Below are 12,162 nucleotides of genomic sequence, written 5' to 3'. Positions count from 1 at the left end.
TCCCGCTAATGCGAAAGGCTTTTATTTTAAGGTGTTACTACGTCGGCTATTACTTAACAGATACCGGGACGCTTATTTTATCCCAATTCATACTAAAGCCGCTTTTTGTGATCACGTAAGTAAGTGACTCGGTCATTGCGTGTGCTTTTGGCGTTACCATAACACGTAATGCATCCTGGGCCTGGTCATATTTAAATGCACCCCACTGCTCTGCAGTTTTGTTAAAAATAACGGTCCATTTTCCCTTTTCAACCGGGATTACAAAAAATGAATATTTACCTGCCGGTAATGCTTTACCTCCAACGGTAATAGCTTTATCTGTAGTAAATGTGGTTGCTGAGTCAGCTCCTGCCCGGTAAACCTTACCATAAGGCTCTAAGCCGCCCCAAATTTTACGTCCTTTTACATAAGGGCTTCCATAACGGATGCTGATGTTGGCACCAGCTACTTTACCTTTTACACTAACGTGAGGGCTTGCAGGTTTTTTATCCTGCGCCATTACCATTGTTGACATAAAAAGGGCACACATTAAAACAGATAGTGTTTTTAATTGAAATAATGCTTTCATAATAAATATTTTATTGGTTATAATATCAGATAAAGATAGACTGAAATTTGGATTTAATCACTTTAAGCCGTTTAAATCTTCCGCCTTTACATTGCTGTGATAATTCAAACAAAACGGCTTTTGTTATTAAATAATTAACTGTTAAAAAAAATAAATATTACAGTGTACTTATAAAACAAAAATAATATTGCAACGTTCTAAATATCAGAATCATATTGCAGTTAGGAATTGACCGAAAGGTTAAACAATTGTTGTGATTTTTGGCCTCATGCCGCAAGGTGTGGGGTTTTTTTATTAAAAGCTGCTAACAATTGCCCGTTTGTAAGTTTATTTAATACCTTAACCTATATTTGCGCTTGCATTTGCACCTGTTTTAAATACTAAATGAAGGATACAAATAGAATATTTTACCTTTTGTTATTTGTATTAGCGCTGGCAGTTAACCTGGCAGGTATAAACGTTAAATTTTTTACCGACGATCCCGGCCTGTATGCTTCACTGGCTAAAAACCTGCTCTACAAAAAAGACTTTTTTGAGCTTTTTACCTATACCAATGTTGACTGGCTTGATAAACCGCATTTTCCTTTTTGGGCTGTATTATTAAGCTTTAAAATATTTGGCATCAGCACCTGGGCGTATCGTTTGCCTGCGTTGCTTTTCTTTTGCATCAGTCTTTTATACACTTTCCTGTTCACCCGCAAGTTCTATAACCGCGACATCGCTTTTGTTGCTGTACTGATAATTATGACGGCGCAACACGTGCTGCTGTCCAATACCGACCTGAGGGCCGAACCTTATTTAATGGGCTTAATCATCGGCGCCATCTATCATATTTCAAAACTGCAGGAACGTTATACTATTGCTGACCTTTTACTTGCGGCGCTGCTTACCGCGTGCGCCATTATGACAAAGGGACTGTTTGTGTTGGTTGCCATTGGCGGCGCACTGCTGGGCCAGCTCATTTTTCAAAAAAAACTGGCTGGTTTAGTTAAATTCAAATGGCTGGCACTGGCCGTACTTACGTTTATATTCACCCTGCCCGAGCTTTATGCTTTATACATCCAGTTTGACCTCCATCCTGAAAAAACAATTTTCGGTATGCAGCACGTTTCGGGCATTAAATGGTTTTTATGGGATAGCCAGTTTGGCCGTTTTTTAAACAGCGGCCCTATCAACCGTAAAGCCGTATCAGGCAGTGTGTTTTTTTACCTGCATACCTTGCTATGGGCTTTTGCACCATGGTGCCTGTTATTTTATTACGCCATATTTAAAAATATAAAGAAACTTTTTAGAGGCGATAAGTTAAACGAATACTATACTTTTAGCGGCGGACTGCTGCTGTTGGTGCTATTTTCACTTTCAGGCTTTCAGCTCCCTTTTTACACCAACGCCATTTTTCCGTTGTTTGCTATAATTACCGCCCCGGTTTGTGTTGAAAAACTCAGCGCATTTGGTACAAAGCTGCGACTAATAGGGTGGTGGATTTTTGTGGTGACACTTCCCGCCATTATATTGTTACTTCATTATTTTTTAAAGCCAGCCAACAGCTGGTTACTTTTGGTGGATATTGCCTTGTTTGGGGGGATGGTGTTACTGGCAGTAATAAATGTTAAAGAGCTACAAAAAAGAGTTTTTATTTTTAGCTGTTTGGCAGCCCTGTTTACCGGGTTTTATCTTAACACTGTTTTTTTTAAAGAGATTGCCGCTTACAGGGGAGAGATTGCTGCTGCTGAATACGTAAACCAAAAACCGTTTAACGGCTTCCCGGTCTATTCCTTAAAAACGGAGAACAACGGGTTCCAGTTTTATTGCAGGCGGCCGGTTAACTATTTACCAATAGCGCAGTTTGATAAATTCAATTCTACCAAAGCCGCTATATTTTATATAAACCAGCTATCAATGGATTACCTGGTGCAAACCCACGCAAGGTTTACAGTACTACACTCCTTTATAACTTATCCACAAGAAAACATCATGCCCAAATTCATCAATAAAACTACCAGGCACGAAGTTTTAGGCCATGTTTATTTAATTACAAAACCCGTTCCCGGCGGTTTTTAAAGCTATTCAACTTTATATTTATAAACCTGCCTGCCGATATTTCCTTTGCTGTCAATCCCTTCCACCACAACCCGGTAGGTGCCTGTACCATCAGCGTTAAAGAAATTAAACGTGGCGTTTCCATCCGTACCGGTAACCACATCCGGTTTCCAGAATATCGTGGTGCGTGCATCCGGCATTTTACCCGCAGGCTGCGCAACTTCATAATTTGGCGAATAAAACTCCTTTGCTTTATAAAAGCCCGTTGGCGTAAAAGAGAAAACACCCGGTGCCATTTCTTTGCTTGCTGCCGCACCGGGGGCAGCCCCCATCCTGGTGGTAATTACTATGGCCCCTGCACCGCCCTCTAAACCATAAATAGACGCATTAGTACCCTTCAAAATTTCAACCGTTTCAACTGCCCTTGGCTCAATGGCATTAATGCCACCGGTACCGGCACCTTTAACACCGTTAATCACTATCAGCATGGGCTCGGCACCACTGCCGGTGGCCGACGCTATTTGCGCAGTTTTTAAATATGGAACACCGTTAATAAAATCAACGCCTCGCGCAATACCGTTCAAGGCAGTTAAAAGCGTGGATGCGTCTGCAATATCATCACCGTGGATCACCTGGTCGGCATGGCCTGATCCGCCTAAATTAGAAGACCTGTAGTTGTCATTTCGCCTGGCACCCGTAACCTTATCGCCTTTAAGGTACACCTTTGACTCGTTACTGGCGGTCATGTCCCCGGATTTTAAGCTGCTCTGAAGGGAAGAAAGTATGTCTGCATTTGAATTATAACCGGCGTACATCCCATTTCCGGCATCTATACCGGCCGCCGATGCCGCTGCATCAAGTGTTATAACGGCAGCATTTTTTCCGGATGATGATTGTGTTTTTAAAACGAATCTTTCGCCGCTATTAAAAACCATATCGGCAAATTTAAAACTCCCCGTTGCGTCTGTAGCAGCAGTTTTAACTGCGCCACCGGCACCCGGCAATAAAGTAACGGTAACGTTAGGCATAGGCACACCCGCTTTGCTTTTCACTTTGCCGGTAATATCAATAGTGCGTTCTGGTTGATAAGCAGCCGCTGCTGCGGTAGAATTATCGCTCAGCAACTGTTTCCAGGCAAAGCGGCGATAACCCTGTGTAAGCATCAGCACATCCAGATTGGCCCGAGTCTCTTTTGTAATATTTGCAAAATAGTAGTTGGGCTTTTCAACGTACCCCTTTAAGTCGGTGGTTAACAAAAGGTTGCTTAATATCGTACTTTCCGCATTTTCATCAACCAGGATCTTACTCTCGTCTATAACCGATACCGAGAACGACCCGGTTGCCGGACTGCCCGTGTTATCTTTTGCATTAAAGTTCAGCTTAACATTTTCGCGTTTTGCAAATGAGGGTTTGCCGGTATTAAGCGACAGGTTTAACAGGTCCGGGTTTTGGATAAATGCCAGTCGCTCGTTCAGTGGCTCACCGGTTTGCGAAAACAGGGTCACCTGTAATATCCCTGTTCGCAGTGTACCCGTTGGCACGTCAAGGCCCAATACTGAGTTATCAAGCTTCGTATTTATTTTCTTTACCGAACCAGCCCAATAAATCAGCAAGTTAAGCTCTTTATTCATATTCTCTTTGTAATATGCCCGGTTAGCTTTAATTTCCATTGATATTTTCGCCGGGTCGTCGCTATTTACGGCTAACGTAATTCCCTTTGCTTCAACATCCGGCAAATTGACCGTGCTTTGCGAACCATCGCTATAAGTTATTTTGGCTTTGTATTTTTTACCCTCTTCGGGGGTTAAATTAAATACGCCCATCCCCAGGTGGGTGGCGGCAATTTTTGCAACTTCTTTATTTTCGTTATCTAAAATCACACCCTTCACATTTATACCCAATCCATCGGTACCTACCGCCTTAAAAGCGACTTTAGACTGGAGATCTGTAACCAGGTTCCCGGCCTCCGGAAAAAACTGGATCGCCGGCTGCGTGAACATTTTTGCAACGGCAGTAACCCTGTCCACATTATTAATTGAGCTTACAGAAATATGCTGGTCAAAGTAATAGGCATGGTCGCCGTTGCGCATCCAGTTGGTATAAGCCCTTATACGGTAGCTGCCTTTTTGTAAAGTATCCGGTAATACAAAATCGCCCCATCCCACGCCATTGGTGAGTTGGATATTTTCTGATTGCAATATAACATCTCCCTTGCCTAAAAGGTCGGCATGTAAAATCCCGCTGATGCGCGAAGGTTCGTGCAGTTCGCCCATGGTAACATAGGCCTTAAAGTAAACTACCTCGCCGGCCACGTAATAAGGGTAAGGCCTGTCCAAATGTAAATAGGCCTTTTCAATAATATGGCCGGTAATTGTGCTTTGTATTTTTGATACTGCGTTTTCCAGCACCGGGCTGCTGCCCTGGCAAAAGGCGGTTGCATGAAGAGCAACAAACAGGATAACGGTAAAAAATGATTTTTTCATCAGTTTGGTTTTTTATAGACAGTACTTGCGGTTCCGTTTTTGGTTGGTTGTGATTAAGATTTAAAACACGGCCCAATTGAATTTTTCGCTGATAATACCTATAAATAACTACCTGGTATTTGCTTTAAAAACAAAAGTTAACTTATTAAAAAGCAGCACATTAAAAACAAAGCGTATTGGCGATTTATATTGGGTGCTTAAAGATACTTATCTTTTTAAAAAGAAAGAATATTTTTTTGGAGCGGGAAAAAAAAGCGGAAAATACAGAACCAAAAATGGGCCCTGGACTACTATTTGATAATATCTGTTGAATATGATAGTCTTTTAATACCAAACGTTACTATAGCCGTTCGCCCTTACTTCGTCCCCATAATTTTAAAGAAGCTGCGGGTAAGGCGCTGCAAAATGGTAGCATCCTGGGTAATGATCTCGGCATCCGCCAGCATCCCCTGCTTCAGGCGGATCGGTTTTTTGAGGTCTGATGTATTCCTGATCTTAAAATCAACTTTTGAAACGTACACGCTGTCTTTATACGGCACGTCCGAGATATATTTTATTTTGCCCCTTATCATGCCATACTCTTCAAAAGGGTAGCTTTTTAGCTTTATCAGCACCTGCTGCCCCTCCCTAACTTTACCCATGTTATTTTGGGTGATGGTCATGGTGCCAAAAAAAGCTTCGTTGCCGGGGTTAATATAAAAAACGTCCTGCCCAGGCGTTAACACCTGGTTTTCCTGGATCACACCTGCATATTGCAGCCTGCCAGCTTGCGATGCGCTTAATACGTATTTAGCCTGCCAGTCTTCCGCACCGCTCACCAGGCTGTTAATTGCCTGCAAAAATTTTGATTTTTCTTCCTGTACCTGGTTTTCCAGTTCAAGTATATCCTTTTGCTTAGCCGCATAATTATTTTCGCCCGTTATAATAGCCGATTCCGTTTGCACTATTGACGATTGCTTGCCCAGGTATTTACTTTCGGCATCGGTAAACTCTCTTTTGGTTTCTACCCTTTGCTCAGCAAGTTTCTTGTGCATTTCGTATTCATCAACGGCAATTTTAAGGTCTTTTTGTTCCAGCAACTTTTGGGCTTTCAATTGCTCCTGCTGTTTGGTCAGCGATTGAAGGTCCTGTTGCAGGTAGCCTTTCTTTTTAACCAAAAAACCATTATTTACCGATGATTTATAGGCCAGGTATTCCTGGAAAAAAGTTTGATAGGCTGATTGCAGTTCGCCGAGCTGAATATTATCCTGCTGATTAAAAAGCACATTATCAATCGGTTTATTTTGCAATACCTGCTGCTGTAACTGTTTTAAATTATTTAACATTAAAAGCACTTTAGCATGGTTTGCTGTACTTTCAAGGTAGGCTAAGGGCTGGTTTGCTTTTACCTCTTCATTTTCTTTTACCAGCAGGGTAACCAGTTTACCCGCTATTTTTGAAACCACGGGTTTGGGTGAGTTCGGCGAATCTATTTTTAACTGCGCGTTTACAATGTCAGGGTATTTGATCAATGCGCCCAACACGCCTATTAAGAGCAGGATCCCAAAAAACATAGATGTACCCCAGCTCAGCAACCAACCCGGTACTGCGGTAATAATATCCTGCATATCGTCTGTGTGACGGGCTTGCTGTGTATTTTTTTCTGCGTAAATTGAAGGCATATTATGATAGATTACACTAATTATTTAAATGGTTTCCCAGGTTATTTCTGAACTGGTTTTGTTTAAAGTGGCCACCCGTTACTAAGTACCCAACTCCAGCTGATTTTTTACCAACTTGTAATAGTCGCCCTTTAGCGCCGTTAACTGCTGGTGCGTGCCTTGCTCCACAATATGGCCCTTGTCAAGCAAAATAATATTATCGGCATTGCTAACTGTACTTAAGCGGTGTGCTACTATCACTACTGTTCGCCCTTTAAAAAACCCGGCAAGGTTATCCATAATTACCCGCTCGTTGTTAGCATCAAGCGCATTGGTAGCCTCATCAAAAAATATATATTGCGGGTTTTTGTAAACGGCGCGCGCTATCAGCATCCGCTGGCGCTGGCCCTGGCTTATGCCATTGCCTTCTGCTCCAATTTTGGTATTGAGGCCTAAAGGCAGCCCGTCAATAAAATCCTGGATGTTAGCTACCTTTATGGCGTGGCGCAGTTTTTCCTTATCCGGGTAATCGTCGCCAACTGCTATGTTTCGTTCTATCGAGTCAGAAAAAATAAAGCCGTCCTGCATAACCACGCCGCACTGCCCGCGCCAGGTTTTAAAACCAATGTTGTGAATGGAATGGTCGCCTACCCTGATCTCCCCTTTTTGCGGCTCGTAAAAGCGCAGCAGCAGTTTCAATATGGTGGTTTTTCCGCTGCCGCTCATCCCAACAATAGCGGTGGTTTTACCCTGCGGAATTTGCAGGTCTATATTTTCCAGAACAGGCTCATTGCCTGCACCCGGATAGCGAAAGGTAAGTTTGTTAAGGCTAAGGCTTTTATTTTCCGGAAGCTCGTGGCTCCATTCTTTATTTACCGGCTCCTCGTCTTCCATCTGGTGAATTTCGTTTAGCCTTTCCAAACTGATCTTGGCATCCTGGAAACCCTGCATAAACCCTAACAATTGTTCAATAGGGCTGCTTAGCTGGCCAACAATATATTGCACCGCAACCATGGCACCCAGGGTTAAATTACCGTTTATTACCGCCTGTGCACTTAAAAAGGTGATCAGGATATTTTTACCCTCGTTAATAAAGGTTGCACCGCCCTGCTGGTACTGGCTTAGTGCAAGGCTTTTTACGTTAAACTTAAACAGGCGCGCCTGAATGTGCTCCCATTCCCAGCGCTTTTGCTGCTCGCAGTTATTCAGTTTTATTTCCTGCATGCCGCCAATAAGCTGCACTATGCTACTTTGGTTTTTGGCCGATACCTCAAAGCTTTTATAGTTTAGTACCCTGCGCTGTTTTAAAAAGATCACTATCCAGGCTATGTACAGGGCGCTGCTAACGGCAAATACAAAAAACACACCGATGTTATAGTAAGCCAGCACTACCGAAAACACCACCAGGTTAAACACGGAGAATACCGTACTCAGCGTTGAGCCTGTTAAAAATGTCTGGATGTTTCGCTGATCGTTCATGCGCTGCATAATATCGCCCGTCATTTTGGTATCGAAAAAGCTCATGGGCAGCTTCATCAGCTTAATCAAAAAGTCGGTAAGGATAGAGATATTGATGCGCGTACTGATGTGCAGCAAGATCCATGAGCGGATAAACTCCACACTTACCCGCCCTATTATCAGCGCTGTTTGTGCAATTAAAATAATATATACAAAGTTAAGGTTGCGCGTATTAATGCCTATATCCACTACCGACTGGGTTAAAAACGGCGTGATCAGCTGCAGCAAACTGCCTATGCCCAAGCCGAAAAGCAGCTGAACAACCAGCTTGCGGTAAGCTATCAGGTACCGGAACAAAAACGACCAGCTAACTTCCGTGCCTTTTTCATCATCCTGCTCATAAAATTGCGGCGTTGGCGATATCAGCAGGGCAATGCCTTCGCCTGTATCCAGGTCGCTCACCCAGCTGCGGGTAAAATCAGCTTCGCTGAGGGTAACCAACCCCGCGGCCGGATCAGAAAGGTAATACCTGTTATTCTTTATTTTATAAAGCACCACAAAATGATTTTGCCGCCAATGTAAAATGCAGGGCAATTCGGCTTCCTTTAACTGCTGCGGACTGAGTTTAACCCCCAATGAGCGAAAGCCAATTTTTTCGGAAGCGTCGCTGATGCCTAATAGGGATACCCCCTCCCTGTTGATCTCGCAAATGGTGCGCAAGGTTTGGATAGTAAAATTACGGCCATAATGCTTAGCCACCATGCGCAGGCAGGTGGGTCCGCAGTCCATTTGATCAGGTTGTTTGTAGTGGGGAAAAGGCATAGGTTATCGAATGCTTTAAATTATGTTCAATGGAAAATTACAAATATTTTTCTAATTCGCTCTTAAATTCTTCCTTTTGCGATGGGTATGGTAACTCCACATTCAAGATCTTCCCCGATTTTGAAATTAATAGGTAACGCGGAATTGCATTGATCATCAACCGTCCGAAAAATGCGTTTTGAAATCCTTTTGCTAAAGAACAGAAATCTAACAAAGCAATTCTGCAGCTTCCGTTTCGGCAGACCAGGTAATTTCAAAGTGGAGCACCTCGTGCCCTAAAAGATCGGTTAAATAATAAATTCCGCTTTTACCTATTTTATAGCGAATAATTACTATTTCCTGATCAGGCGTAATAGAAATAATCTTTCGTTCTCCCGGCGCTTTCACCCTGCTGTTTAAGTCAATTGCATCCTTCCCATTTTTAATAAGGTCCAGCACATAATCGCTTACACTATTTACAGCATGTTGTGTAGCGTCTTTTTCAATAATATACTTTATTAAAATATCAGCACTAAAAGCATTTGAAAAATTTACTATTATTAAGATTACCGTTATTAAGCACCTTGTTTTATACATGGAAATGAAATTTTAAATACTACAAAACTGGTTGAACGGAAACCCATTCGTATATTTTCTTTTATCTTTTTAATACGCTATTCAACCGTATACCGGTAAACCTGCCTGCCCAAATTACCATCTGCGTCAATTCCTTCAACAACTACCCGGTAAGTACCCTTACTGTCAGCATTGAAATAAGAGAATGAAGCTTTGCCATCTTTATCGGTTATAATATTGGGGTTCCAGTAAATGGTGCTGCGCAGATCGGGAATCTTTGTGTTGGTCTTCGGGTTATCATATTGTGGGGAATAAAACTCGCGGGCTTTATAAAAGCCTTTAGGCATGTAGGTAACTACGCCCGGGGCGTAGCGGTAATAATTATTTATTTTTTTAGCTTTTTTGGTGGTAATAATTAATCCACCGTTAGCCATCCGGTCTCCATATATAGCAGCATAATGAGGCCCAAGTACAACCTCAATACCCTCAATATCTTCTGTATGCAGGTAATCAAAAATATCATACTCACTCTTATCTAAAAAAACCCCATCAAGTACAACAGCCATAACTGCTTGGTGAGCCCGCGAATTAAGCGGCACCCCCGCTCTGAAAATCACGCCCGATAATACTCCCGACAGACAATCTACTATTTTTCCACAATTCATTTTCTCCAATTGTTTAGCGTTCAAAACCTGATCGGCATTCCCGCTGCCGTTAAGATTTTCTGAATGCGGAATGGCCGACTCTTTCTTAGCAGCTATATGCACCTCGTTCAACAACACAGGGTGCTGGTTCACACCATATTTCTTTTGCTCTTCATAAAATTGCATCTGGTTGACGGCGTAGGTATTCAGATCAATTTGCCCATTGTCCTTTTTCGAATTAAAGGGACTGACATACCTATTGCGATTGGACACGGGTAACGTATCCATTTCGACGATAACATTGTCCTGCCCTTTGGCTACTTTAGATTGTATCAAAAACTTGGTACTATCTGAAAATATCAAATGTTCAAACGCAAATCTACCGCTGCTATCAGCAACTGTATCGATCATAAAAAAGCCATTTGTCTTACTAATTAAACTTACCTTAGCTCCGTTTGCAGGTTTGCCATTTCTCTTTACTATACCTGATATTCTAAAATCTTTTTCCGGCTGATATTTCGGCTCTGACTGCTTTTTACTATCTATTTCTTTCCACTCAAAATGGCGGTAACCCTGGGTCAGTAGCAGGTTGTCAAGATCACTTTGAGTTTGCTCATTATTATTACTAAAATAATAGGCCGGGGCATCTATATAACCTTTCAGATTCGAGGTCAGTAATAAGCTGGTCAGTATATTGTTTTCATTTACCGTATCTACAGGCACCTTAGTTTCATCTACAACTGAAATTGAAAAACTGCCCATTGTAGGCTTGCTTGCTTTGCTCTGTGTATTTAGGGCAATATTTACCTTTTCTCTGATTTTGTATTTTCGTTTTTCAGTTGTAAGTCCCATCTTTAATTCGTCGTGGTTATTGATGAATACTAATCGTTCGTTTAACGGCTCTTTATCCGCTGAGTATAGCGTGAACTGCACGATGCCAGTTGGAAATATGTTTTTAGGGATAGCTACGGAAAAAAATTTTACTCCTGTTTGCTGTTTATCTGCTGCATAATATATGGTACCACCTGCCCGTGCAACAAGGCTTAGCTTATCAGTTGTACTATTTGCTGCTGCTGTTATCCTCATACGCAGCGTATCTGCATTATTGTTGTTGACATTTATGGTGTACCCTGTTTCTGTTGCTTTAGGTAAAACAACCACATCGTGCGTTCCGTCATCATACACAATGTTCGCGTTATAAGTCTTGCCGGCTTCCGGCACAAACGTAAACGAACCCATCCCGGCATGGGTAGCCGAAAAACTTGCCAGTTCGTTGCCGGTTTCATCGGTTATCGTTCCTTTTATATTTGGATAATTTCCATTAGCACCTATTGCCTTAAAGGCAATTTTAGAATAATTACCTGCTACCAGCGACCCGCCTTCAGGCATAAATTGCACATCGTGCTTAGGTTGCTCCTGCATTGTTGCTATCTTTCTTTGTGGTTTCCCGCCTTTGAAATTTGAGACGCTTGTCAAACTGCACACCGTAATAGCCTTCTCAAAAAAGCTATTCTCGCCCTCGTTACGCATCCAGTTGGTGTAAGCCCTAATAAGGTAACCGCCGCCTTTCAGCGTATCGGTAAGCACAAAATCTCCCCAGCACGTGCCTGCTGTTACCTGTAGTTTGATATTACGCAGAATTTGGTTTTTGGGACCAATCAGATCCACATGCAGAATGCCGCTCAATGCCGACAATTTGTGCTCCGCGCCTATCGTGACGTAAGCTTTAAAATATATCGTGTCGCCAACAGCGTAGTAAGGCTTATCAAATTGCAGATAAGCTTTCTCACAAGTATGGGTTTCATTGTAAATATCCAATTTGTTTTTTAAAGACTTTAATGGCGCCGTACCAGTTTGCGCCTGGGCCGATAAATGAACCGTGACGATGAAAACGACATACATTCGTAAAAAAGATGTGATTTTTTTCATTTTTTGAAACTATCGAATTTGCC

Annotated in this window: 8 protein-coding genes; 2 read left to right on the top strand and 6 right to left on the bottom strand. The window is 42.2% G+C overall.

Features of this window, described 5'->3' with window-relative positions; all coding sequences use genetic code 11:
* Positions 1-49: 49 nt before the first annotated feature.
* Positions 50-568, bottom strand: coding sequence for a DUF2911 domain-containing protein (locus tag MuYL_RS05120; RefSeq protein ID WP_094569507.1), 519 nt, complete (start codon positions 566-568; stop codon positions 50-52).
* Between the two features lie 384 nt (positions 569-952).
* Between MuYL_RS05120 and MuYL_RS05115 the strand changes: the two genes are divergently transcribed.
* Positions 953-2,629 (top strand): ArnT family glycosyltransferase, encoded by a 1,677-nt coding sequence (locus MuYL_RS05115; RefSeq protein WP_094569506.1) that lies wholly within the window; start codon positions 953-955, stop codon positions 2,627-2,629.
* A gap of 2 nt (positions 2,630-2,631) precedes the next feature.
* On the opposite strand, the gene MuYL_RS05110 is transcribed toward MuYL_RS05115, so the two are convergent.
* A complete protein-coding gene (locus tag MuYL_RS05110) occupies positions 2,632-5,091 on the bottom strand; it encodes a carboxypeptidase regulatory-like domain-containing protein (protein ID WP_094569505.1) in 2,460 nt (819 codons plus the stop codon).
* A gap of 76 nt (positions 5,092-5,167) precedes the next feature.
* On the opposite strand from MuYL_RS05110, the gene MuYL_RS05105 reads away from it, so the two are divergent.
* Entirely contained in the window at positions 5,168-5,389 is a 222-nt protein-coding gene (locus MuYL_RS05105) for a hypothetical protein (RefSeq protein WP_094569504.1), read from the top strand.
* A gap of 58 nt (positions 5,390-5,447) precedes the next feature.
* Here MuYL_RS05105 and MuYL_RS05100 read toward each other — a convergent pair whose 3' ends face one another.
* The 4 genes from MuYL_RS05100 to MuYL_RS05085 form a co-directional block, all read right to left on the bottom strand.
* A complete protein-coding gene (locus MuYL_RS05100; RefSeq protein ID WP_094569503.1) occupies positions 5,448-6,752 on the bottom strand; it encodes an HlyD family efflux transporter periplasmic adaptor subunit in 1,305 nt (434 codons plus the stop codon).
* 81 nt (positions 6,753-6,833) lie between these two features.
* On the bottom strand, positions 6,834-9,011 hold the full coding sequence (locus tag MuYL_RS05095) for a peptidase domain-containing ABC transporter (protein ID WP_094569502.1): 2,178 nt from the start codon (positions 9,009-9,011) through the stop codon (positions 6,834-6,836).
* 207 nt (positions 9,012-9,218) lie between these two features.
* The gene (locus tag MuYL_RS05090; RefSeq protein ID WP_094569501.1) at positions 9,219-9,587 is read right to left on the bottom strand and encodes a hypothetical protein; all 369 of its coding nucleotides are present in this window, start codon (positions 9,585-9,587) and stop codon (positions 9,219-9,221) included.
* A 77-nt stretch (positions 9,588-9,664) separates the two neighbouring features.
* Entirely contained in the window at positions 9,665-12,139 is a 2,475-nt protein-coding gene (locus MuYL_RS05085; protein ID WP_157740617.1) for a TonB-dependent receptor, read from the bottom strand.
* Between the last annotated feature and the right edge of the window lie 23 nt (positions 12,140-12,162).

The organism is Mucilaginibacter xinganensis (assembly GCF_002257585.1).
In the GTDB taxonomy this organism is placed as follows: Bacteria; Bacteroidota; Bacteroidia; order Sphingobacteriales; family Sphingobacteriaceae; genus Mucilaginibacter; species Mucilaginibacter xinganensis.
Note: the sequence above shows the minus strand (reverse complement) of the source record. Positions and strands in the feature narration are given on the sequence as shown.